This is a genomic window from Paeniglutamicibacter gangotriensis Lz1y, assembly GCF_000348945.1.
GTDB lineage: Bacteria > Actinomycetota > Actinomycetes > Actinomycetales > Micrococcaceae > Paeniglutamicibacter > Paeniglutamicibacter gangotriensis.
The window spans coordinates 188,361-211,897 of sequence record NZ_AOCK01000001.1 but is presented as its reverse complement, the minus strand read 5'-3'; the positions used below and the strand labels follow the sequence as shown (position 1 = coordinate 211,897).

At 62.5% G+C, this 23,537-nt stretch carries 24 protein-coding genes and 1 pseudogene; 13 read left to right on the top strand and 12 right to left on the bottom strand.

Translation table 11 applies throughout. The annotated features are described in order from the left end of the window. Positions 1-5 precede the first annotated feature (5 nt). The 3 genes from ADIAG_RS00980 (at position 6) to ADIAG_RS00970 (ending at position 2,366) form a co-directional block, all read left to right on the top strand. On the top strand, positions 6-833 hold the full coding sequence (locus ADIAG_RS00980) for an ImmA/IrrE family metallo-endopeptidase (RefSeq protein WP_007269410.1): 828 nt from the start codon (positions 6-8) through the stop codon (positions 831-833). Between the two features lie 8 nt (positions 834-841). Beyond that, complete coding sequence (locus tag ADIAG_RS00975; protein ID WP_007269409.1) at positions 842-1,495, top strand: PIN domain-containing protein; 654 nt, start codon at positions 842-844, stop codon at positions 1,493-1,495. Positions 1,496-1,667: 172 nt separating this feature from the next. Continuing rightward, entirely contained in the window at positions 1,668-2,366 is a 699-nt protein-coding gene (locus tag ADIAG_RS00970; RefSeq protein ID WP_007269408.1) for a maleylpyruvate isomerase family mycothiol-dependent enzyme, read from the top strand. Between the two features lie 91 nt (positions 2,367-2,457). Here ADIAG_RS00970 and ADIAG_RS00965 read toward each other — a convergent pair whose 3' ends face one another. The 4 genes from ADIAG_RS00965 to ADIAG_RS00950 are packed head-to-tail and all read right to left on the bottom strand — an operon-like array spanning position 2,458 to position 7,597. Then, on the bottom strand, positions 2,458-3,294 hold the full coding sequence (locus ADIAG_RS00965) for a bifunctional allantoicase/(S)-ureidoglycine aminohydrolase (protein ID WP_007269407.1): 837 nt from the start codon (positions 3,292-3,294) through the stop codon (positions 2,458-2,460). After that, entirely contained in the window at positions 3,287-4,561 is a 1,275-nt protein-coding gene (locus tag ADIAG_RS00960) for a DUF6986 family protein (RefSeq protein ID WP_007269406.1), read from the bottom strand. Before ADIAG_RS00960 ends, ADIAG_RS00965 begins: the two co-directional genes overlap by 8 nt. Then, complete coding sequence (aceB, locus tag ADIAG_RS00955; protein ID WP_007269405.1) at positions 4,558-6,186, bottom strand: malate synthase A; 1,629 nt, start codon at positions 6,184-6,186, stop codon at positions 4,558-4,560. Before aceB ends, ADIAG_RS00960 begins: the two co-directional genes overlap by 4 nt. 22 nt (positions 6,187-6,208) lie before the next feature. Continuing rightward, entirely contained in the window at positions 6,209-7,597 is a 1,389-nt protein-coding gene (locus tag ADIAG_RS00950; protein WP_007269404.1) for an NAD-dependent malic enzyme, read from the bottom strand. A 221-nt stretch (positions 7,598-7,818) separates the two neighbouring features. Between ADIAG_RS00950 and ADIAG_RS00945 the strand changes: the two genes are divergently transcribed. Continuing rightward, a complete protein-coding gene (locus ADIAG_RS00945) occupies positions 7,819-8,583 on the top strand; it encodes an IclR family transcriptional regulator (protein WP_007269403.1) in 765 nt (254 codons plus the stop codon). Between the two features lie 103 nt (positions 8,584-8,686). On the opposite strand, the gene ADIAG_RS00940 is transcribed toward ADIAG_RS00945, so the two are convergent. The 4 genes from ADIAG_RS00940 to uraD form a co-directional block, all read right to left on the bottom strand. Further along, the gene (locus ADIAG_RS00940) at positions 8,687-10,291 is read right to left on the bottom strand and encodes a solute carrier family 23 protein (protein ID WP_007269402.1); all 1,605 of its coding nucleotides are present in this window, start codon (positions 10,289-10,291) and stop codon (positions 8,687-8,689) included. A 73-nt stretch (positions 10,292-10,364) separates the two neighbouring features. Further along, the gene (gene pucL, locus ADIAG_RS00935; RefSeq protein ID WP_007269401.1) at positions 10,365-11,291 is read right to left on the bottom strand and encodes a factor-independent urate hydroxylase; all 927 of its coding nucleotides are present in this window, start codon (positions 11,289-11,291) and stop codon (positions 10,365-10,367) included. Between the two features lie 5 nt (positions 11,292-11,296). Next, the gene (gene uraH / locus ADIAG_RS00930) at positions 11,297-11,653 is read right to left on the bottom strand and encodes a hydroxyisourate hydrolase (RefSeq protein ID WP_007269400.1); all 357 of its coding nucleotides are present in this window, start codon (positions 11,651-11,653) and stop codon (positions 11,297-11,299) included. A 51-nt stretch (positions 11,654-11,704) separates the two neighbouring features. Beyond that, complete coding sequence (uraD, locus tag ADIAG_RS00925; RefSeq protein ID WP_007269399.1) at positions 11,705-12,211, bottom strand: 2-oxo-4-hydroxy-4-carboxy-5-ureidoimidazoline decarboxylase; 507 nt, start codon at positions 12,209-12,211, stop codon at positions 11,705-11,707. Between the two features lie 327 nt (positions 12,212-12,538). Between uraD and ADIAG_RS00920 the strand changes: the two genes are divergently transcribed. Both ADIAG_RS00920 and ADIAG_RS00915 read left to right on the top strand, forming a co-directional pair. Next, entirely contained in the window at positions 12,539-12,727 is a 189-nt protein-coding gene (locus ADIAG_RS00920) for a hypothetical protein (RefSeq protein WP_007269398.1), read from the top strand. A gap of 312 nt (positions 12,728-13,039) precedes the next feature. Beyond that, complete coding sequence (locus ADIAG_RS00915) at positions 13,040-13,765, top strand: SDR family oxidoreductase (protein WP_149618716.1); 726 nt, start codon at positions 13,040-13,042, stop codon at positions 13,763-13,765. Positions 13,766-13,775: 10 nt separating this feature from the next. Here the strand turns inward: ADIAG_RS00915 and ADIAG_RS21540 are convergent, their stop codons facing one another. Continuing rightward, entirely contained in the window at positions 13,776-14,228 is a 453-nt protein-coding gene (locus ADIAG_RS21540; RefSeq protein ID WP_007269396.1) for an SRPBCC family protein, read from the bottom strand. Positions 14,229-14,449: 221 nt separating this feature from the next. Beyond that, a pseudogene (locus ADIAG_RS21960) lies at positions 14,450-14,829 on the bottom strand (nuclear transport factor 2 family protein). Positions 14,830-15,114: 285 nt separating this feature from the next. Between ADIAG_RS21960 and ADIAG_RS00895 the strand changes: the two are divergent. Genes ADIAG_RS00895 through ADIAG_RS00870 form a run of 6 tightly spaced genes read left to right on the top strand, consistent with a single transcriptional unit; the run spans position 15,115 to position 19,520 of the window. After that, on the top strand, positions 15,115-16,215 hold the full coding sequence (locus ADIAG_RS00895; RefSeq protein WP_007269393.1) for a beta propeller repeat protein: 1,101 nt from the start codon (positions 15,115-15,117) through the stop codon (positions 16,213-16,215). Positions 16,216-16,219: 4 nt separating this feature from the next. Further along, positions 16,220-16,507, top strand: a complete 288-nt coding sequence (locus ADIAG_RS00890) for a MoaD/ThiS family protein (RefSeq protein ID WP_007269392.1) — start codon at positions 16,220-16,222, stop codon at positions 16,505-16,507. Between the two features lie 57 nt (positions 16,508-16,564). Continuing rightward, the gene (locus ADIAG_RS00885; RefSeq protein ID WP_007269391.1) at positions 16,565-17,659 is read left to right on the top strand and encodes a tellurite resistance/C4-dicarboxylate transporter family protein; all 1,095 of its coding nucleotides are present in this window, start codon (positions 16,565-16,567) and stop codon (positions 17,657-17,659) included. 56 nt (positions 17,660-17,715) lie between these two features. Beyond that, positions 17,716-18,723 carry a pirin family protein gene (locus ADIAG_RS00880; RefSeq protein WP_007269390.1) on the top strand — a complete coding sequence of 336 codons (1,008 nt, stop codon included), beginning with the start codon at positions 17,716-17,718 and terminating at the stop codon, positions 18,721-18,723. Between the two features lie 57 nt (positions 18,724-18,780). Further along, the gene (locus ADIAG_RS00875; RefSeq protein ID WP_007269389.1) at positions 18,781-19,164 is read left to right on the top strand and encodes a ribonuclease E inhibitor RraB; all 384 of its coding nucleotides are present in this window, start codon (positions 18,781-18,783) and stop codon (positions 19,162-19,164) included. Positions 19,165-19,187: 23 nt separating this feature from the next. Beyond that, positions 19,188-19,520 carry a GNAT family N-acetyltransferase gene (locus ADIAG_RS00870; RefSeq protein WP_007269388.1) on the top strand — a complete coding sequence of 111 codons (333 nt, stop codon included), beginning with the start codon at positions 19,188-19,190 and terminating at the stop codon, positions 19,518-19,520. A 27-nt stretch (positions 19,521-19,547) separates the two neighbouring features. Here ADIAG_RS00870 and ADIAG_RS00865 read toward each other — a convergent pair whose 3' ends face one another. Both ADIAG_RS00865 and dnaB read right to left on the bottom strand, forming a co-directional pair. Continuing rightward, complete coding sequence (locus tag ADIAG_RS00865; RefSeq protein WP_043472546.1) at positions 19,548-19,739, bottom strand: helix-hairpin-helix domain-containing protein; 192 nt, start codon at positions 19,737-19,739, stop codon at positions 19,548-19,550. A gap of 139 nt (positions 19,740-19,878) precedes the next feature. Next, on the bottom strand, positions 19,879-22,485 hold the full coding sequence (gene dnaB, locus ADIAG_RS00860) for a replicative DNA helicase (RefSeq protein ID WP_007269386.1): 2,607 nt from the start codon (positions 22,483-22,485) through the stop codon (positions 19,879-19,881). A gap of 516 nt (positions 22,486-23,001) precedes the next feature. Here dnaB and ADIAG_RS00855 point away from each other — a divergent pair. Continuing rightward, positions 23,002-23,427, top strand: coding sequence for a DUF1801 domain-containing protein (locus tag ADIAG_RS00855; protein ID WP_007269385.1), 426 nt, complete (start codon positions 23,002-23,004; stop codon positions 23,425-23,427). The last annotated feature ends 110 nt before the right edge of the window (positions 23,428-23,537 follow it).

Sequence of the window (23,537 nt, the reverse complement as noted above, 5' to 3'; positions counted from 1 at the left end):
CTCTCATGAAGATCACCTCAAACCAAGAAGCGCGCGAAGCCGCCGAGCTCTTTCGTGTCCAGCACCGCCTGGGACTCCAACCACTGGGAGACATGGTCGCTTTGATCGAACAAGCAACCGGCATCGACGTCGCGGTAATGGATGTTGACGATCATCATGAACACGGTCTGACAATGCGTGATCCCGAACGCGACGTGATGTTCCTTGGCGTCGCCAAGACCCCGCATCCTATGCGCCAACGCAGTACCCTGGCGCACGAACTTGCGCACATCCTCTTCGACGACTGGGCCGAATACGACGCGGGAAACTGGGATCGCCGCAGCTATGGGGAGATGCGAGCCGACAGCTTTGCCGGCCACTTATTGGTTCCCCGCCAAGGGATCCGCGAATTCTTGGGGAACCGCTCGGTGGAACTTCCCGTCGATTTGTCCGATGTCGTGCAGTGGTTTTTGGTGTCCCCTCAAATGGCACTTATTGCTATGGAAGAGGCTGGCTACCTCGATGCAGCCGACAAAAAGGGCTTGTGGCACTATTCAACCCCGCAGCTGGCCGTTCAATACGGGTGGATCGACCAATATCAGGCTCTTCAGTCGCAGTCCCACCAGCATCGGGCGCCGCAGCGGCTTTTGGCCCGGGCAATTTCCGGTTATCGGGAAGGAGTGCTCTCGGCCCAGGCCATCGCCACTCTGCGGGGTACAGATGTAGTGAAAGCTGAACACGATCTTCGCGAGGCGGGGATCGTCCAGAAGGAACCTGATGGCACTCTGGATGATGCGATTACGGTGCCCCCCTTCGATTTTGATCTCACCGATCTCGATGACGGTTCCGAGTAGGGGCGGGCATGCACCGAAACGGAGAACGCTTGATTGCGGTCAGACCGGTTATCGATGCAGGCCCTGCACTCAACTTCTTTTCCATCAACAAGCAGCGTCTCCTCATAGGGGTTCTCGGACCGCTCAGCACTCCCGAGACGGTGCAAGAAGAAGTCTTTCGGAAGGCGCAAAAAGAACACGATCGGTTCGGCCACGCCGTGCAGGTCTGGAACAAATTGGGAACATACTTACAGGTCCTCTCCGATGATCTGAGCGTCGAACTGGCACAGGCCGTCATGGACGTCGCCGGGACTCCCATGACCGATCGTATGAAGACGTCCAAAGACCTCGGCGAAATCATGGTGATTTCTCATGCACTCGTGGCCGCGATGTCCGGGAAACACGTCACGGTCCTCATAGACGACGCGGAGGGCCGGCAGCTGGCAAGCATCCAACGTAGTCGTCTGGCACGATTGCGCCTCGCCGGTAACCAACAGGTCGGCCTGATCATGCTCATTGGCAGCATCTCCGTTTTGAAGTTGGCGGCGCAAAGCGGGAAAATTCGGGACCGAGGGGAAATGCGTGACATCTATGCACGGTTGCGCCAGCTCGATACCGGTTTGCCTCCGATCGAGGCCAGTGGAGTCCTGCAATCCGAACTTTGGAAGCATCGGAAATCCTAGAGCCCCCTGGTGAGGCGGGGCGTCGCTGGCTCCACGCGTACGGGTGGCCGCCGGTTTTCTCGTCTGGCCAATGGAGACCACCCCTGACGGAAATCGCATATGAGTCGATACCTGTTCGATAAGTATCGAATTTCGGAACCATCCGAGGCCCGTCCATGGGTATGGTGGCAGCATGATCACTTCCACCCGTCTGCACTCGGACCTCTCCCGCCTCCGTCGAGAAACCAGCATGATGCTGGCCACGATCGAGACCCTGTCCGACGACGAAATGACCGCTCCTTCCCTGTGCGAAAACTGGAGCCGGGCCGATGTCATCGCCCACCTCGCCTCCAACGGCCGCACCTTGGTCAAGCTCATCGACTGGGCCACCACCGGTACCGAACAGCAGCTCTACGCCTCCCCGGAGGCCCGCAACGAGGAAATCGCAGCACTCGCGGCGCTGCCCCGGGTTGAGCTTGTCGAGAACTTCCGCCAGGCCGCGGAATACTTCGCCGAGCAGACCGAGCGGCTGTCCGGGGACCTCGCCGTCGACGAGGTCAACCTGCACGGCAAAATCATCCCCGCCACCTCCATCATCGCGCTGCGCATCGCAGAGATCGTGGTGCACCACCACGATCTGGACACCGCGTGGACCATCGAGGAGGCCGACCCGGACTCCCAGCTCAACGCGGTCGAGGCTGCGGTGCGCACCATGCGTGCCAAGGACGCCCCGGGCATGACCCTGCTGACCGAGGAAGGCGACGAGTGGGTGATCGGCAACGGCGACCTGCGCGTGCGCTCCGACCGCGAAGGCCTGATTGAATGGCTGGCGCGCGGCCAGGTCCGGTACATCGAGGCCGACGGCCGGCTGCCGGTGCTGCCGACCTGGTAGACCAGCCGCACGTTCTCCGCAGCAAAAAGCAGCCGGCTTCTCGAACGTGGTGCGTTCGGGAAGCCGGCTGCTTGCTGGTGCCTCAGCGTTCTTACAAGGCGATCTGGCGGTTCTGGTCCTTGTAGAGCAGGTAACGGAAGTTCGAGGGCCCACCGGCGTAGCAAGCCTGCGGGCAGAAGGCGCGCAGCGACATGTAGTCCCCGGCCTCGACCTCAACCCAGTCCGCGTTCAACCGGTAGACGGCCTTGCCTTCAAGCACGTACAGGCCGTGCTCCATGACGTGGGTCTCGGCGAACGGGATCGAGGCACCGGGCTCGAAGGTGACGATGTTGACGCCGAAGTCGAACGCCACATCCTCGGGATCCAGCATGCGGGTGGTGCGCCACTTGCCCTCGGTTTTCGGCATGACGCCGGGCTCCATATCCCGCTCGTTGCCAAAGACCGGTCCCGGAGCTGCCACACCGGCCAGCGGCTCGTAGCGCTTGCGGATCCAGTGGAAGGTGGCAAGTTCGACGCCGTTGTTGTGCGCCGACCAGGCGGCACCGGCCGGAAGATAGGCGAAGCCGCCCTCGTCCAGGGTCTGAACCTCACCGTCGACGCTCACGCTGAGCTGTCCCGAGACCACGAAGATGAAGGACTGGACCTCGGCCTGCGGCTCCGGGTTCTCCGAGCCGCCGCCCGGGGCTACCTCGACGATGGACTGGGCGAAGGTCGTTGCCCCGCCGGCGACCGGTCGATTCAAGACCCAGGAGCGGGTTCCGGTCCACTCCGGGAAGACCGAGGTGACAATGTCGCGCAGCACCCCGCGCGGGATGACGGTGTAGGCCTCGGTGACGATGGCGCGGTCGGTCAGCAGATCGGTCTGCGGCGGGTGCCCACCGTAATTGGCGTAGTAACTGGCATCGGCGCGGATCTGGGTCTTAGACATTGACGTCCTCCGTCTGGGTTGCTCGCGCGAGCGCGATGGATTCAAGGGTGGTCAGTGAAATCCCTGTCGCCGAGGTGACTTCCGCGGCGGTCAAGGCGCCGCAGACGAGCCCACGGCGGATGAAGTTGGCCAACGCCTTGGCGGTTGCCGGCTCGTCCATGATGGCCGATTCGAGGTGGTGCACGTAGTTGCGCAGGCGTACCGCGGCGGCGGCAAAGCCCTCGCGGTAGAACGCATAGGTCGCCAGGTAGCGGGTGACCAGCTGGTTTTCGTGTAGGTCCCAGCCCTGGTAGATTCCCCGTTCCAGATGGCGGCGCACCAGTCGGGCGTGCAGCGCCCAGGCGGTCTCGACCTGCTCGGCATCGCCCAGCGGCAAGATGTTGGTGGAGCCGTCGGAGAGGTGCACCCCGGTGCCGGCGATGGCCACCTGCATGACGTTCTTGGCGTAGTCCGCCGCCGGGTGCTCCATGGACTGATAGGCCGCCGCGATGCCCAGCGAGGCCGAGTAGTCGTAGGTCCCGTAGTGCAGCGAGGACACCCGACCGTCACCCGCGTGGATCAGCGCCGCCGAGGGCACGGTGCCGTCGGCCGCAAGAATCAGCTGCGGGGTTTCCATCTGGACCTCGAAGCGCAACCGGCCGGCCGGCAGCGACAGCGCAGCCTCCAACCGCTCACAGGTAAAGACCATGGCACGGACCTGCGCGATGGTGGTGACCTTCGGAAGGGTCAGCACCAGGCCTTCTGGCAGTTCTCCGGCACGGGCCAGCGTGGACACGAACAGGTCCAAGGTGCGCAATCCGCGGCCCCGGGTGGGTGCCTCGAAGCACTTGAAGCGAATGCCGATGAACGGCGGGGCTGCCCCGGCGGCAACGGCCTGCGCTACCTGCTCGGCGGCGGTGATGGCCGCCGCGTCCTCGGCTTCATCCCCGCGATCCCCGTACCCGTCCTCGAAGTCCAGGCGCAGGTCCTCGAGGGGTTCGCGCTCCAGTTTGGCTGCGACCAGTCCCGCGAGTTCCTCCGGCTGCGCCAGTCCCAGCCGGCCGGCCAGGGCCTCCAGCCCGGAGACGCCGCCGGCCTGGGCGAGCGCCGCCGCGCCCCAGGCTGCGGGCAGCGACGGGGTGAAGCGGTCGGCCGGGACGTAGGCGGTGTGGATCGGCTGGCGAACTCCTGAATCTCCCGGGTAGTTCTTCTCCAGCAGGTCGTCGGTGGCCGCCAGGTCGGCCTCGATGCGTGCCAGATCGGCGGCGCCCAGTACGCCGGCACTCATTTGGTCACCAGTTCGGTGCTCAGCAGGCGGTAGGCAGGCAGCGTGAGGAAATCTTCGAAGTCTTCCTCGCGCCCGGAGACCAGACGGCCGATGAGATCGGCTGCCGGTGCGTAGTAGGCCTTGAAGGCTTCCTCGTCGTTGACCTCGGCACGCAGCTTGGCCACCTGGACCTCAAGGGCCTTGGCGACCAGCTCCGCGGTGATGGTGTTGCCGGTGTCGGCGGCCACCACCTGGTTGTTGATCTGCTGCCAGACCTGCGAACGGGATATTTCGGCGGTTGCCGCGTCTTCCATGAGGTTGTGGATGGCCACCGCGCCGGTGCCCGAGAGCCACACCGCGGTGTAAGCGACTGCCACGTAGAGGTTGGTGTTGACGCCGGCCTCGGTGACCGAGCCCGGAGCCGAGGAGACGTCGAGCAGATCGGCGGCGCTCACCTTGACCTCGGGGCGTTGGCGGTCGATCTGGTTGGGCTTCTCGCCCAGCACGGCATCGAAAACCTCGGCACAGATCGACACCAGGTCCGGGTGCGCGACCCAGGAGCCGTCGAAACCGTCGTTGGCCTCGCGGGTCTTGTCGGCCCGAACCTTCTCGAATGCTGCGGCGGTGACCTCGGGTTCGCGGCGGTTCGGGATGACTGCTGCCATGCCGCCCATCGCGAAGGCGCCGCGTTTGTGGCAGGTGGCCACCAGCAGCTCGGTGTAGGCGCGCATCATCGGGGCGGTCATCGCCACGTCGGCGCGGTCGGGCATGATGAACTTGTCCCCGGCCTCGCGGAAGTACTTGATGATGGAGAAGAGGTAGTCCCAGCGACCGGCGTTCAGGCCCGAGGCGTAGTCGCGCAGCTCGTAGAGCATCTCGTCCATCTGGAAGGCTGCGGGGATGGTCTCGATGAGCATGGTGGCGCGCACGGTGCCGTGTTCGATGCCCAGCTCGGCCTCGGCGAAGGAGAACACCTCGTTCCACAGGCGGGACTCGAGGGCCGACTCCATCTTGGGCAGGTAGTAGAACGGGCCCTGGCCCGCATCGGCCAGCACCTTGGCATTGTGGAAGAAGTGCAGGCCGAAGTCGACCAGCGCACCAACCCCCGGAGCCTCGTCGATGAGCACGTTGGCCTCGGGTAGGTGCCAGCCACGTGGCCGGACCACGACGGTGGCCAGCGGCGCATCGGTGCGCAGCGCGTAGGTCTTGGAGTTGTTCGCGTCCTCGAAGGCGAGGGTGCCGGCCGCGGCATCGGTGAGGTTCACCAATGCATCGATGATGTTGTGCCAGGTCGGAGTGGAGGCGTCCTCGAGGTCCGCGAGCCACACCTTGGCGCCGGAGTTCAACGCATTGATGGCCATCTTGGCCGGGGTTGCGGGACCGGTGATTTCCACCCGGCGGTCGGCCAGGGCTGCGGGGGCCGGTGCGACCTTCCAGTCGCCATTGCGGATTTCCGCGGTGGCCGGGTTGAAGTCCATGGTGCCGGTCTTGGCTACCTCGGCGCGCGCGGCGGTGCGTGCGGCAAGGAGCTCATCGCGGGTTCCGGTGAACTTTTTGTGCAGCTTTTCAACAAAGGCCAGGGCCTCGGGGGAAAGGATTTCCTCGGCCTTGTCGACGGACGGGGTGTGGGTAAGGGTGATGCTCATGGTGGTGGACCAGTCTTTCTTGTTACTTGTTCTTCGCGGCCGCGGTGGAAACGGCCTCGGCAACGTCTGCGGCCACATGCGGGTCGAAGACTGAGGGAATGATGAAACCGGGATTAAGTTCAGCCTGGCTGACCCGGGCGGAAATGGCATCGGCGGCAGCCAACAGCATCTCGTCGGTGATCTCGGAGACCCCGGCATCGAGCAGTCCGCGGAAGAAACCCGGGAAGGCCAGCACGTTGTTGATCTGGTTCGGGTAGTCGGAGCGTCCGGTGGCGACCACTGCTGCGTGGCGGCTGGCGGCGATTGGATCGACTTCCGGGTCAGGGTTGGCCATGGCGAAGACGATGGCGTCCTGATTCATGGCCTCGATGTCGGCTTCGTCCAGGATGTTGGGGGCGGAGACGCCGATGAAGACGTCGGCGCCGACCATCGCTTCCTTAAGCGTTCCGGTGAACTGCTCCGGGTTGGTGTGCTCGGCAAGCCACTGGCGGTGCGGATCGGAGGAGACATCGGCGCGGCTGATTGCTCCGTTGCGGCCGGCGGCGATGACGTTGCTGGCGCCGCGGGCGACCAGCAGCTGGATGATGGCGTTGCCGGCGGCTCCCACACCGGAGACGACGATGCGGACCTTATCGATCTGCTTGCCGACCACCCGCAGCGCATTGTTCAACGCGGCGAGGGTGACGATGGCTGTGCCGTGCTGGTCATCGTGGAAGACCGGGATGTCCAGTTCCTCGCGCAGTCTGGCCTCGATCTCGAAGCAGCGCGGGGCGGCGATGTCCTCGAGGTTCACCCCGCCGTAGACCGGGGCGAGGGCCTTGACGATCATGATGATTTCCTCGGTGTCCTGGGTGTCCAGGCAGACCGGCCAGGCATCGACGTTGGCGAACTGCTTGAACAGTGCCGCCTTGCCCTCCATGACCGGCAGTGCGGCGGCAGGCCCGATGTTGCCCAGCCCGAGGACCGCGGAACCGTCGGTGACCACGGCAATGGTGTTGCGCTTGATGGTGAGGTTTCGGGCATCTTCGGGGTTCTCGGCGATGGCCATGCATACCCGCGCGACCCCGGGGGTGTAGGCGCGGGAGAGATCGTCACGGTTGCGCAGGGCGACCTTCGGGACGACCTCGAGCTTGCCGCCAAGGTGCATCAGGAAGGTGCGGTCCGAGATGTTCCGGACCGTGACACCTTCCAGGGCGTTCAGGGCGTCGCGGACGATCTGGCCGTGCTCGGCATCGGTCGTGTTGCAGCTGACATCGACGACCATGGACTCGTGTCCCGACTCGGCGACGTCCAAGGCGGTGATGGAGCCTCCCGCGCGGCCGACTGCGGCAGCCAGTTCGCTGGTCGCGGTGATGGAGACGGGCGTTTGGACACGCAACGTCAGTGAATAGCCTGGGCTTGGTACAGCCATTTCATCCTCCTGAAAATGTTTCCGTATAGTGGATACTATTATCTGCCCAGCGAAATTACAAGCGTAGTTGTGGAGTAGGTCACGATAATTCGTGTCAAAGTTTCCGGATTGTGGAAAAATTGGCTTTCAGTCCGGTAACCTAGGATCAAGTAAACAGACCGTTTGCGGGATAAACGGACCGGATCCGCACCCCTCGCGCCACCTACCCCAGGAGCCCCTCCATGGCCGAAACCAAGACGACACCGGGCGTCCAGTCCGTCGAGCGTGCCTTCGAGCTGCTCGAACTGATCGGCCGCGCCGGCGGCGAGGCCGCGCTGAGCGAGCTCGCCCTGGACACTCCCCTCCCGCTTCCGACCATCCACCGGCTGCTGCGCACCCTGGTCGGCATCGGCTACGTCCGCCAGCTGAACAACCGCCGCTACGCCCTGGGCCCGCGGCTGATCCGCCTCGGCGAGGTAGCAAACCGCCAGTTGGGCGCCCTGTCCACACCCATCCTCCAGAACCTGGTGAATGAACTGGGCGAATCGGCCAGTATCGCGGTGCTCGACGGCGACATGGTCACCTACATTTCCCAGGCCCAGTCCCCGCACGCGATGCGCATGATCACCGAGGTCGGGCGCCGCTCCTCGCTGCACGGCACGAGCGTGGGCAAGGCCATCCTGGCGGTGCTGGACAACGACCGGGTCCAGCGGCTGGTCAACCAGGCCGGCATGCCCGCCCATACGCCCAAGACCATCACAACCATGCACCAGCTCTTCGACGAGCTCGAGGCGGTCCGCGCCCGCGGCTACGCCATCGACGAGGAAGAGCAGGAACTGGGCGTGCGCTGCCTGGGCATGTCGGTCCCGGGCGCGCCGACGCCGATGGCCGTCTCCGTCTCCGGGCCGGTCACCCGGGTCACCGACGAGTTCGCCTCGCGTGCCGAGCCATACCTCCGCGCCGCCACGACCCAGTTGTCCGCGGCGCTGGCAGTCACCACCGGCTAAGCCCCGCACCACCACCGCAAGGCGGTCCTCACCGGAGATGAGGAACCTGGTTCCCCTGCTCCGGCCGGACCGCCTTGCTGATTAAGCTCATCCTTCCGGCGGCTCAGTGTTGCGCTGCCGGCGGACCGGAACGGATGAACTCGGACTCGTCGGGACAGCGGACGCCTGCTTCCTGACATTTCTTACGGTATTCCTCGACGATGCTCTTGAATTCGTCCTCGTCGACGACGGTGATCTCTTCACCATCCGCGTCGATGAGCTTGCCGGACTTGAACAGGTCCCCTTCCAACAGGCCGCGGACTTCCGATGCCTTCACGATGCGTGGAATCTGCTCCGCGATGAGCATCCGCGGGGGCGCTGCGGCATAGGCCGAACCGTCCCGCTTCGGGGTGCCGATCTTCAACTCGTTGAACAGCAGGTTCAGTGCCACCGCCATGACCGCCGCGGAGCTGATGCCCGAGTGGAAGATGGTGGCGAACCAGGTCGGGAACTGGTCGTAGAAATCGGTCTTCACGATCGGCAGTGCACCGAAGGCGATGGACGTTGCCACGATGATCATGTTCAGGTTATTTTCGTACTTCACGCTGGCCAAGGTACGGATGCCCGAGGCGGCAACGGTGCCAAAGAGCACGATGCCTGCCCCGCCCAGAACCGGAGTGGGGATAGCTGCGACCACGCGGCCGAGAACCGGAAGCAGGCCAAGGACGACCAGGATCCCGCCGCCGGCGGTGACCACGAAGCGGGATTTCACCCCGGTGATGGCCACCAACCCGACGTTCTGCGCGAACGCGGACTGCGTGAAGGTGTTGAACACCGGGGCCAGGACGCTGGAGGCCATGTCGGCGCGCAGGCCGTCGGCGATGCGCTTGGAATCGACTCGGGTCTTGGCGATCTCGCCCACCGCGAGGATGTCTGCGGTGGTTTCGGTGAGGATCACAATGACCACGATCGTCATCGAGACGATGGCACCGACCTCGAAGACCGGCCAACCGAAGGCGAAAGGCTGAGGGAAGGCGAAGATTGCCCCATGGCCCACCGCGGAGAAGTCGGCCATGCCCATGAAAACCGCGATGATGGTGCCGATGACCATGGCCAGCAGGATCGACAGACGTGAGATCGCTGCCTTGCCGACCTTGGAGAGCAGCAGCACGATGAGCATCGTCGTTCCGGCGAGCCCAATATTCGCCAGCGACCCGTAGTCATCGGCCGTGGAGTTTCCGCCCATGGCCCAGTTGGCCGCCACCGGTGTCAGTGAAAGACCGATCATCGTGATGACCACGCCGGTGACCACCGGAGGGAAGAACCGCACGATCTTGGCGAAGAATGGCGCGATCAGGAAACCGATCAGCGATGCGGCCAGCACCGCGCCAAAGACCGATTGCAGGCCGCCGTCGCCGTTGACGATGGCCACCATGGTGGAGACCGAGGCGAAAGAGGTTCCTTGGACCAGCGGAAGCTGGGCCCCGAAGAACGGGATGCCGACGGTTTGCAGGATCGTGGCCAGCCCGCCGACAAAGAGACAGCTGGCAACCAGTACACCGATTTGTTCGGGGGTGAGCCCTGCCGCACCGCCGATGATCAGCGGCGGGGCGATGATTCCGCCGTACATCGTCAGTACGTGCTGAAGCCCGTAAGCGATGGTTTTACCCAGCGGCAACCGCTCGTCCTCAGGACGACGTATAGTACGTTTGACTTGCGCAGCCTTCATGTCCGACTCCTTGATGGTTGCGATGATTCGGGGGTGCTGCGTGGCAGCGCAGGCACCCCCGAGGCCTCATCGACTAGCAGAATCCAGGGGTGTTTTCCCAGATCGGGTGGTTGGCGGGAACACCTTCGCGGGTGATCGTCGCTTCGATCAGCCCGTACGGGCGATCCGCCGCAAAGAAGACCTCGTTGGGGTTGTCCTGTCCGAATGGCGTCAGGTCAACCAGGAAGTGGTGCTTGTTGGGCAACGAGAACTTGATCTCCTCGATTTCCGGATGCGCCTCGAGGACCGCCTTGCCCATCTCAAACATCGTCTGCTGCAGGGCGTATGAGTGCGTCGCGGAGAACCCGGCCAGCAGCAACTCGCGCACCGAGGCGTAGACGGCATTGAAATCAAGGCCGCTGGCTTCGATGGTTTCGCTGTTGTAGCGCCAGCGTGCCGTCACGTCGGTGGCCAGGATCCGGTCGTCGGTTTCCTGCAGGGTCGTGTACTTGTCACGCGGGAATCCACGGAATTCGCTGGCCGTTGACTTCAGCACCGTGAGGTCCTGGATCCCGGCCAGCACCGAGGTCTCGCCGTTTCTGATTTCCAGCACCGCGGTGCGGACCTCGGACTTGTTGCGCGAGAAGGCGTGGTCATGGTCCTGGATGCGGTCCCAGAAATACTGCTCGGCCGCCCAGCGACCGCCGCTGACCCAGTCGAATTCGCCGGTGAAGTGCTGACCCAGCCGGGCCAGGAATTCCTCGGGCGAGCCCACTCCGTCCTTGGCCAGTCCGTAGACGGTGTTCTTCTGGGTGTCGGTGGCGACCACGTGGGCGTTGTCGCCGTCGATGTGGGCAGCCAGGAAGTCACCGTGCAGCTGCGAGGTGACGTTCAGATCTTCGATCTGGTGGCGGTCGGTGTCCCTGGTGATCTTGACCAGTCGGACCTCGGCCTTGCCGTATTGGTTCGAACCCAACACGATTTTGGTGTCGGTGGTGGTTTTGGTTGCAAAAGTAGTCATGTTGGTTAGCTCCCTCGGTACGTGGAATATGCAAACGGGCTGAGAAGAAGAGGTACGTGGTAGTGATCGGCGGTGTCGTTGATGACAAAGCCGATCACTACCTCGGGAAAGAAGGTTTCCGTACCCGTCTTTCCGAAGTAGGCACCTGTATCGAAGGTGACCCTGTAGTGCCCTGCTTCAACCTGTACCGGTCCGAGGTTCGCGATCCGCCCGTCGCGGTCGGTCACCCCGCTTCCGATTTCTTGCCAACCGGATGCCGCCTTGGCTTCCAGCGTGGCCTTGACACCGGAGGAAGGCCTCCCGGTCCCGGTGTCGAGTACATGGGTGGTGATGTGACTGCGTTCAGTCTGGGTGGCGCTCATCAAAGTGCTCCTTTGGGCTCGATGAGTGGAAAAGAGGTTTTTGGGCGCGCCTCAGCGCGCGGGGGCTGCGTTGAATGCTGCGGCGAGCCGCAAAAGCGCTATGGCCCGAAGCTGTTCGCCGACTTCGGTTAGTTCGTCGGCGGGGTCGTTTGCCAGCCGGCGGCGCAGTTCTGCGAGGATTTCTCCGCTGCTGCGTCCGGCGGCGCGGATCAGGAAGACTCGGGAGAACCGGTCTTCGTAGGCACGATTTTCGGTTAGCAGATCCGCAGAGGTCTGATCGTCCAGCGTCAGATTAGCCTGCTCGCCGCGGCTAAGAGATGCTTCGGTCGAGGATCCCGCGGCACGCTCCCCGATGCGTGGATGGTGGGCCAGTGCGGCATCGATTTCCGCTTCCGTGAAGGGGTTGGCCGATTTTTCGGCAACCTTCAGGAGTTCATCAACGGATGCCATTGGGCGGGCAGCGAGAAGAGTCTCAACCCAGCGGTCTATGTCGGCACATGGCCGAAGGATGGCTGTTGCGCTAGCCGAATCGAGTGCGTTGAAACGAGAAATGTCCATGGGGTGGTCAGCTCTTTCATCCTGCTTGAGTTGCTTGCACCATCCAGGGCTGAACACCCTTACAACCGATCTTTCAACCGGATTCGACTCGATGTTTCTGGATGGTGGAACTTCGTGTCCACACAATGTAACCCGGGTCACAGGCCTTCCGTCAAGGGGTCCTTCGAAAAACTTTTATCGCTCCATCGTCTGACCGGCAGGGGCAGGGCGCTGGAAATGAGCCACCGAAACCCTTGTCTTTGATCGAAGATGGGGCCATACTTGAATTTCACGAAGCAATATTCAGATTCCATATATTGGAATCTTTGTCGTTCAGAGGAGGAACTCATGAAGATTACCCAGCTCACCGTCGAGGAACCAGACAAGCAAGCTTCGCGTGTCCCCGAACCCTCGGCGGCACTCAGTACCGGAATCTTCCACCCGATCGGCGGACTCGACCCAGACATGAGCCGAAGCCCGCAGATCTCCAACCCGCGCATCGGCTTCTGGTCGCGTTTACGCGCCACACGGAGCTAGCGCCCAAAAAGCTCCAGGACTCCGGCGACTGCGGCCCTCGGCCATCTGGATGCGAGGCGGTCTCCAGAGAACACCGCTGAATCCCGCACGTGGGAACCAGCGACCGCACGCCGAAGGCTTTTTCCAGCACGATCTGTCGGGCCGTTTTCGGCCTCGTCCGCTTCGGCTTCGGCTTCAGTAATCTGGTGCATGAAACAAACCCGGGTGCCGTTCGTGCACGCCGCTACAGCGCCGGAAATTGGCCCCATACCGAAGGATGAGCCAGCCCCCTTGACCACTCACCAGGAACACGCGACTTCCAATCCGCGCACCATGTTGGTCACCGGTGCCGGCTCCGGCATCGGGCGGGCCGTCGCTATCAGAATGCTGGATGCAGGTTGGAACGTGGTCCTGGCCGGACGACGGGACGAACAACTCAAGCAATCAGCGGCCCAGCATCCCCACGCACTCGTGGTGCCCACAGATGTCACCGACCCCGAGGCCGTGGAGCGGCTATTTGCCGCCGGAATCGGCCGGTTTAATAGGATTGACGTGCTTTTCAACAATGCCGGGATATTTGGTCCCGCGGCAAACGTCGGCCAGCTGAGTGTGGCGCAATGGCAGGAAGTCAGCGCAGTCAACCTCAATGGCGCCATTTATTGCGCCGGCGCTGCGTTCAAACACATGCAAGCTGCCGGTGGCGGGCGCATCATCAACAACGGGTCGATCAGTGCGCAGGTGCCGCGCCCGGCGTCAGTCGCCTACACGGTCACCAAACACGCAATCACGGGGCTGACCAAGTCCATCGAACTGGACGGCCGCCCCTACGGCATCACTTGCTCACAGATTGACATCGGCAATACCGCATCAAAAATGATGACGGGCATGGGCACCGGTTCGGGTGCGCTGCAGGCCAACGGAAGCCGGCTCGTCGAGCCCACTTTCTCTCTGGACCAGGCGGCGGCCACCATCGAATTCATGGCCACCGCCCCGCCCGAGGTATCGATCAATCAGCTAACCATCACCGCGGCCGGGATGCCTTACATCGGCCGCGGATAGCGAAAAATCCCTAAAGATGGGCGGCAAATAAGCGATCCAGCTTGGTGAATGAAGAGATCCAGCCGGCGCGTGCCGGCTCCAAGACCTCTGCCGGCAGCGGTCCCTGGGTGATCCGCAGTGCCGTACCCGCCGGGCAATCGGCAAATTGGACGCGCATCTCGATGACTAGGTTCAGGGTCATTTCATGTGGACCGTCCTCGCCGACCAGCAGCTCGTGCTCGCGAACTTCCGTGAACCTCGCATGTACCGGCGAAGTCTGGGTGGGATCTTCGAGCAGGTGCATCACAAACTTTTGGACACCGCCCACACGCGGTTCGATGGTCACAGTATCGATGTGCACTCCCCAGCCTTCCGGGCCAAACCACTCCGCCAGGATCTCCGGCTCGGTGAAGGCGGCCCACACCGCGCCTCGGGGTGCGGAAAATTCACGTTCAATGACAAGTTCTCCCATATCCATGCGCATGAGATTACCGTGCTTCGAACGCCGAACCGAAAACAACCACTCTTCCTGGCTTCGGCCGACGCACCTCTGACGGAGTTGAACGGACCGCTGGCAGGACCACGAACAAATCAATCTTGCTCTTCGGTGCGGCTGTGCGGCGGCGTCGGGGCGATCGCCCTGGGAAGTTACGGCATCGTGGCCATCGTCGGGTTCAGACTGGTCATGGACGGACCCCACAGCGCCTAGGAATCGAAGATCCCCTGACCAGTGTTCATGTCCAAGGGCAGCGAGGAATGTTCGTGGACGACGAGCCATTCGGAGCCATGTAGCTCCAGCACCATGGTCATGCGGTTGACCAGCGACCGAAGCTTTTCATGGTTGGCAGAGAAAGCCGTGTACGTCGCTGCCGCGGAAACCACCGTCACCTGGCCCCCGCATGTACGCGGACAGCATCAAACTGAACTTCCACGGTTTCCTCGCCCAGCTCGTCGAACCAGTCCTGGACCATGTTCCTCCAAGGCTCGGCGCCGTCGTACTCAAAGCGGGCCCAAGCGTCATATACGTGGACATCCGGCGCGTACAAGTCCACGAAACCTGCAACGTTCTTGGCTCCCACGGCCATGGCATAGGCCTCGAGCAACTTTCGCGTGTGGTCCGGGGCCACCAAGGGAGTTTCCATGCAGGAACCTTAGCTCTCCCTCCCCCGCATGTACATGCTTCGGTCGTCCGGGACCGAACTCATCTCACGGAATTCTTCGACCGAGGAGTTCTTGGCCCCGGGCTCCGTGGCCTCCCCTGACAGCGATGCTCATACGGCCTTCCCGGGGGCAACCGCACAATCCCCACACTAGAATTCGGTCGGCCTTACCTCTTGAATCCGGGAGGCCGCGGTGTTGCACTGTTTGCCATGGACAACGACCCACGCACCATCATGGCCATCGGCACCAAGAAAGGCCTGTGGCTCGCCGAAAGCGCCGACCGCGAGTCTTGGACCTTGAATGGACCACATTTTTTGAACATCGAGGTCGCCTCCGTCGCCATCGACACCCGGGAGGGTAGGACCCGCATCCTGGCCGGGATCAACGACTGGCACTGGGGGCCCGCTGTGGTCCACAGCGACGACGAGGGCGCCACCTGGTCCGAAACCGAGCACGGAGCGATCAAATTTCCGCCGGACACCGACACCGCGCTGGCCCGGATTTGGCACCTGCGCCCCGACACCGCCGAACGCCCGGGCGTGGTGTGGGCGGGGTGCGAACCGATCTCCGTGTTCAGGTCCACCGACTCCGGGGAGAACTTCGAACTCAACAGAGGCCTCTGGAACCACCCACACCGCAGCGAATGGGGTGCAGGCTTCGGCGGTGCGGCCGTGCACAGCATCGTGCCCAACATCCAGGACCCCAACATCATCCATGCCGCCATGAGCACCGGCGGGGTGTACCGCAGCTCCGACGGCGGCACCTCGTGGGAACCCCGGAACAAAGGCATCAGCGCAAACTTCTTCCCCGACCCCTACCCGGAGTTCGGCCAATGCGTCCACCACATCACCGCAGATGCCCAGGATCCCACCCGGCTATACGCCCAAAACCACGGCGGGGTGTACCGCACCGACGATGCCGGAGACCAGTGGATAAGCATCGCCGACGGACTGCCCGCAGACTTCGGGTTTGTGTTCCTCGCCCACCCGCGCACCGGTGGCACCGTGTGGACCATCCCGCTCACCTCCGATGAACACCGCATTCCCGTGAACGGACGACTGTCCCTCTACCGTTCCACCGATGCCGGGGTCAGCTGGAGTGAACAGCACCACGGGTTGCCCGACGTGGATTACAACGTTGTGCTGCGCGACGCCGCCGCGCTCGATGAGCACCCCGGAGCCGTGGGCGTCTACTTCGGCACCCGCGGCGGGGAGGTCTTCGCCAGCAATGACGAGGGCGATCACTTCGTCACCGTCGCAGCGCGGCTGCCCGATGTGCTCAGCGTCCGGGCCGCACAAGTGGTTGGTTAGTCACATGGACATGATCACCGTCGAGGTCCCCTCGGTGCTGTCCAGTGCGCTTGAGGGCCAACGCTCGCTGCAGGTTCCGCTGCCCGCCGAGGGCACGGTACGAGCACTGCTGGAAGTTCTCGGCGCACAGTATCCGGTCTTTGCCCGGCGCGTGCGCGACGAACGCGGTGAGATCCGGCGCTACGTGAACATCTTCGTGGGGCCGGAGAATATCCGTGACTTGTCGGGGCTGGACTCACAGCTGTACCCTGGCCGGACCGTGCTGATCATGCAGTCGGTGGCCGGCGGCTGACAATCGGGGCGTGCACTCGCGATAATCTGAAAGGGCATCTGCCCCAAAGGAGTCGTCGTGTCCCAGCTGAACCCACCGCCAACAGGCAACTCCCGGGTCGTACCCGGAAGCGGCGGGAATCGACTGCTTTCTCCGGTGATCCAGAAGTTTCCGCCCTCGGCCTTCTCCTTCGTGATGGCCACCGGCATCCTGTCCACCGGGCTCCACCTGACCGGTCACTCGGCCGCTTCGGTTGTCCTGCTCTGGATTGCCGCCGCTTCGGCGGTGCTGCTGACCGCTGCCTTGCTCTGGCGCGCCGCCGCATACCCGGGAAAACTTCTGACGGACCTGAACAACCCGGCCAAGACGTTCGGCTTCTTCACCATCGTGGCCGGGGCCAATGTGCTGGGACTGCGCTTCGACCTGGCAGGCTTCCCCGAGGCCACCCTCTGGCTGGGCATCACAGCGGGGCTTCTCTGGGCGGCTTTGAACTACGGAATCCCCTGTTCGATGTTGCTGCGAGAACGTTCCACCCCCATCCTGCAGGATGCCAATGGCAGTTGGTTCCTCTGGGTGGTCGCCACCCAATCCATGGCCAACGCGCTGGCAGTGGTGGCCCGGGCGACTGGAAACGCGCACCTTGGTGCTGCGGCCACCGCTGCGTGGAGCATCGGCCTAGTGCTTTACCTGCTGGTGGGTACCCTGGTGACCTTGCGCCTGCTGACGCTGCCCAACCGCCCCGAAGATCTGAGCCCGACCTATTGGATCTTCATGGGAGCCACCGCGATCACGGTGTTGGCCGGTGCGAAGTTGCTGCAGATGCCCACGGAGTTCCCGGTGATGATCAGCACCGCCGGGTTTGTTGCCGGGGCCAGCTACGCTCTGTGGGCACTGGGCCTGTGGTGGATCCCGCTGCTGCTGGTCTTCGGGTTCTGGCGCCACGTGATTCGCAAATACCCGGCAAGCTACGAGACCGGGATGTGGGCCATCGTTTTCCCCTTGGGCATGATGTCTGCCGCGTCGATCAGCTTCGGCCGCGGCGAATCCATCCTGATGATGGAACACATCGGCGAGGTCGGGGTGTGGATCGCCGCAGCCGCCTGGGCCGGCACTGTGGTGCTGATGCTTATCAGCTGCCTGCACTGGCTGCGCGGCGGCAACCGACCGGCTTGAGCCAGCCCTCCTTTTAGGGGGTGTCTTAAAACCCCGCCGGGACTAGGCTTGGGAGCATGAGCAATCTCGAGGTCGCGCCCGACGAAATGGTTTGTGGATCCGCTCAGAGTCATGCCGGGGTCGAACTGCTAGTTCCGCGCAACGTCCCCTTGGGCGGGCCGCGTGCCATGGATGTGCGTCGCACCCTGCCACAAAAACAACGCAGCCTCGTTGGCGCATGGTGCTTCCTTGACCACTTCGGTCCGGACCCGGTGGGCGAGACCGGCGGTATGGCCGTGCCACGCCATCCGCACACAGGGCTGCAAACCGTCTCTTGGTTGTTCACCGGTGAAGTCGAGCACCGCGACTCGGCAGGGTTCCACGCGATGGTCCGCCCCGGCGAGCTCAACCTGATGACCGCCGGGCGTGGCATCAGCCATTCCGAGTTCTCCACACCTGAGACTTCCGTGCTGCACGGCGCCCAGTTGTGGGTGGCGCTGCCCGATTCGGCCCGACACGTCTCTCCGACCTTCGCCCACCACCGCCCCGAGCCCCTGACCGGCACGGGCTTCGCCGTCAGCGTCTTCCTCGGTTCCCTGACGGTTCTCCAAGACCACGGCGCAGACCTGCACTCCAGCTCCCCTGTGGCCACACACACCGAGCTGCTCGGCGCAGAGATCCGACTGGAACCGCACACCAGCATCCGTGTGGCTGTGAAGGCAAAGCACGAGCACGGGGTGCTGCTGGATTCCGGCACCCTGCACGTCGGAGTCGACGAACTGCCGGTCGACCATCTGGCCTACCTGCCCACCGGCACCCAGGAAATCACGCTCACCTCCGGCGACCAGCCGGTCCTGGCACTGCTCATCGGCGGCGAACCGTTGGGAGAGCAGATCCTGATGTGGTGGAACTTCGTCGGCCGCACCCACGATGAGGTCGTCGAATACCGCAGGCAGTGGCAGGCGGAGATCGGCGAGGAACCCGGGGACACGGAATCCAAGCGGTTCGGGGACTTCCCCTCCGACACCCCGGCCCCGCTGCCGGCACCCGTGCTGCCCTCCGTGCGGCTGCGCCCCAGGGACTAATCATCACCGCAGGCGCCTGCAGGGCACCGGCGGAACAAGCTAAGGAAGGTTGAGGCAATGTCGCTGATCGAGGAACTGGCCAAGTTGCGCTGCGCCCTGGCCGAACGTGCGGCGCTGGGAGACCAGCTCGACACCCCGCGCGAACTGGAACATTTTGTTTCCTTCCGCTCGCTGCGCGAGGTCACCGAAGCCGCCGACCATTTCGAGCGCTCCGGTTGGCTGGTCGATAGGACCGAGGGGCAGGACGAGAATTCGCGTTTCCTGCTACGCGTCTACCGAGAGCAGCCACTCGACGTGGAACGCGCCGAGCAGGCACTGCGCGCCGTGCATGCCATCACCCTGAAACACGGCGGAAGCTACGACTCCTTCGGTGCCAGGTTCATCAACGCCGAAGGCAGCGAACCCCAAGGCTTCTTCGGTAGATTCTTCGGCACTCCCTGACCACGACAACCTGAAAGTACACCATGAGCGAAATCCGCATCGAGCACCTGCCCGAAAGCCGCCGCTACGCCCTGCTGGAAGGCGCGAAGGAAATCGGCGCCGCCCACTACCGCGAGTTGGACACCGGCGACTCAGTCCAACGGATCTTCTTCCACACGGAGGTCGACGAGGCCTACGCCGGTCAGGGTCTGGCTTCCAGGCTGGCCGCCGAGGCGTTGTCCGACACCGTGGCCCAGGGTCACCAGATCGTGGCGGTCTGTCCCTATATCAAGGCCTACGTGGCCAAACACCACGACTTCGATGCCGACCTAGTGAAGCCCACCCCGGCGCACCTGGGCATCCTGCCCAAGGCGTAGTGCCGAGCCCGAACACGGGTGCACTGTTCAACCGGCGAGCTCGAGTCCGATCTTTTCCAGCTCCTCACGCAGGATCCTGATGCCCTTGGGTCCGAATCCATGCAGTCCCAGCAACGCGGTCTCGCCATGCGCCGCCGCTTCCTCGAGGGTGGTGATCCCCGCCGATGCTAGGGCGCGGGCCGCGGGTGCGGATATTTTCGGAAGCGGGTGGCTGCTCATGGTTCCAGCGTAGCGACGCATAATGCGCCGGAGGAACCCCTCGGGCTGCTGCCGTGCACGACGCCCCAAACAGCTTCGGACGGCTACCCCCTCCCTAGGTAGAGGTGGCAGCCGCCCGATCATGAGAATTCGACGGAAATTAGCCCATGCTGTCGTGGGCCATATTGCTGAAGCGCGAGTAGTGGCCCTGGAACGCGACGGTGATGGTTTTGGTCGGGCCGTTACGGTGCTTGGCCACAATCACGTCGGCCTCACCCGCACGAGCTGATTCCTTGTCGTACATGTCCTCACGGTGCAAGAGAATGACCATGTCGGCATCCTGCTCGATCGATCCGGACTCACGAAGGTCGGAGATCATCGGTTTCTTGTCGGTACGTTGTTCGGAACCACGGTTCAGCTGTGACAAGGCGATGACCGGCACATCGAGTTCCTTGGCCATCAGCTTAAGGGCACGGGAGAACTCGGAGACTTCCTGCTGGCGCGACTCCACCTTTTTGCCCGAGCTCATCAACTGCAGGTAGTCCAAGACCACGAGTTTCAGATCGTGCTTTTGCTTCAGGCGTCGACATTTGGCGCGAATTTCCATCAGCGACATATTCGGCGAATCATCAATAAACAGCGGCGCGTCGTTGAGCCGTCCCATCGTGGTGGCGATCTTTGACCACTCTTCGTCCTGGATCGCACCCTTACGCAGGTTTTGCAGCGCGATGCTCGCCTCGGCCGACAGCAGGCGCATGGCGATCTCGTTACGCCCCATTTCCAGGGAGAAGAAAACGGACGTCAGATTGTTCTTAATCGATGCTGACCTCGCAAAGTCCAGTGCGAACGTCGAATTGTGCGTGGGGATGAAGTTTTCACCAGCGAGGAATAGGTGCTCCTCGTTGGCTACTTGGATACAGCGGACAGGAACCGTAGGCACGGGGCGGACATCTGTGATGAAGCGGGAAGTCCGCTTGCTGGATGGCTTAGCGTCTCGCTCTTCGTGGATCTTGCGCTTGCGCGACAAGCCGAACACGACATCCGAAGTCGCAAAAGTCACGATAAAGCACGTAGATGAAGCCTCCGTGTGGCCAGCGACCTTTTTCTCAGTCCACCCCGTGCGGTAACCAAGCGTATGAACCAACTCGCAGAAATCTGTTGCCAGCCGCTTGCTGGTCACGGCGAATTGAACACAACCACTCGACGTCACAGTACCGTCGCTATCGAGCAATCCTGCAAGCAGCTCCCGTCGCTGGGATTCACTCGATCGCAGGTATTGGATTGGAATGTGTTTGTTGTTAAGCAGGCTGTTCGTTCTCAAGAGAGCCTGCAGCGAACCATGGTCCAGTCTGCACGGCTCGCAACGCAATCCTCCGCTGCATACGATCCCGCAATCAATGCAGGTTGAAGCTGGAACTGGCTCCGATACGAAGCGGGCCTTTCCACCGCATGACTGTGAACAACTTCGGACGTGCCGGATCTTCGTGGAAAATGAATGACCACAGACAACACAGATCTTTTCAAATAAGAATGATTCCTGAGGCAGCGAGACTGCGTACGTTATTTTTGCAATGCTTTTGACTCGATACCCATCAGATTCAATATGGCTAACGACCTCCGCATCAGCAGAGGTAATTCTCGATGCCGCGCTTGCCCCATCTCCGAGCCACACACCTAAGGTGTACGGCAGTATGGGCAGCTCCGAATCGGATAGGACGAGAGCCTTGGACGTTGGTACGGCATGGTTCAACCGCCTATCGGCAGTGACGCAGCGCAGGGAGTCGCGAATTTCGAGTGTGGTCCGAATTGTCCCTCGACGGGTGAGAACGGTTCCTTGATCCGGCGCGCCTACGTGCCCTCGTCGTTCTGCCCGCGATGTTGTAAGCCACTGGTGCTCGGCATCTGCAACAATTACCGACCCGTCGTTGAACTCGATTTCAAAACAGGGCCGATCGACCATGATATCGGTGGCCGCCGTGATGACAGTCGGAGTCCCGTCTGCCGCGAAAACCTGATCGCCTACGGCAAGGGCACCCATGGTGCTCCAACCTGAAGGGGTGGGAATGGGAGTATCAATTGCCAGCGCCTTACCAACGGCCGGACGTGCGGCAATGACAATCATCTGGCCGCCCTGCAGGCCCTGGGTCAGCTCATCGAGTTCAAAAATTCCGGTGGGAACACCAATCATGCCTTCGCTGCGGCTCCCTGCCGACTCAATTTCATCGACGGTCCCCTCGATGATGTCGCGCAACGGTACATAGTCTTCGGCCGAACGGCGTTCGGCTACCTTGTAAACCTCCGCCTGCGCCTCGTTGACGATCGCGTCAACCTCGCCATCCTGCGAGTAACCCAGTTGGACGATTTTGGTGCCGGCATCGACCAGACGGCGCAACACCGCGCGTTCGCGCACGATCTCGGCATAGAACCCGGCATTTGCCGCCGTGGGAACGGACTGGATCAACGTATGGAGGTAGGCAGGGCCGCCGATGCGGGTGATTTCCTGGCGTTTGGTCAGCAGATCGGAGACCGTAACGGCATCGGCAGGTTCGCCGCGGCCATAGAGGTCGATGATCGCCTCGTAGATTGCTTCGTGCGCCGGCCGATAGAAGTCGAGTCCGCGCAACACCTCCACGCAGTCTGCAATGGCGTCCTTGGAAAGCATCATGCCGCCCAAAACGCTTTGCTCAGCTACGAGGTCCTGCGGCGGGGTGCGTCCATAATCCGACTCACGTGAGTTCGAGCTGGTTTCTGCGTTGGCTAGCGACACGGGCTTTTTCCCTTCAAGCTTCGCGGGTTCCCAAGTTTTCCGCTTCAATACCTACCCAGTGTCTCAAGGAGCGCCGACGATTCGTTAGGTCCAAGCTCACACGTGCCATTCGGCACCACAAGCCTGTGGAAATAGGTGGGGAACACTGTCACCATAGACCTGTTTTCCGGCAAACCCAACACGGTTATCCACAGGGCTTGTGGATAACCTGTGAACCTCGCGGCGTGTTGTGTGCACAGTCTGGGGAGAACGTTGTGGATTACGCCCATTCTGAACCGACAATACTCCTCTGACTTGGTCTTATAGGATTCTATCCCTGTGGACACAAACTATTTATCCACATACTCCACAGGCTTAAAAATCAGTTATACATACAAGAAGCCCGAGATTCCGGGGTTAATCCACTCGCGTTTTCATAGTTACCCACAACCTATCCACAGACACGCCGACCGTTCGGAAGAATCTGGGGATAGTTGACATTGAGGGGAATCACATGCGCCTGACATACTGGGCCGCATGAGCGAGAACAAGACCGCACCCACGAACGTCAATCCACGTGAATTCATCACCGCGGTGCCACATCGGACCAGGCGTGCGGACTCCGAGGTCTTGCTGAGAATGATGGAAGAAGTTAGCGGCCAGCCCGCCACCATGTGGGGGCCCACGATCGTTGGCTTCGGAACGTACCACTACAAGTATGATTCGGGCCGGGAGGGCGATGCCGCAGCCATCGGATTTTCCCCTCGCACAGCCAATCTTGCCCTCTATGGCTTGACGATCGCCCCCAGCGCCAAGGATTTGCTCCTCAGGCTAGGCAAGCACAAGCTCGGAGCGTCCTGCCTCTACGTGAACAAGCTCGCGGACACCGATTTGGGGGCTCTTCGGCAACTGGCCCTCGACGGCTACCGACACATGATGGACGAGGTGCACCACCCCGCGTAACAGACGTGAGAATGGTGGTGCCACCCCCCCAACGATTAAAAAGGCTCCCCGCTCCGTCGATCGGATCGTGGATCAGGTCGACGCAGCGGGGAGCCTTCAGGGCTGGAGCA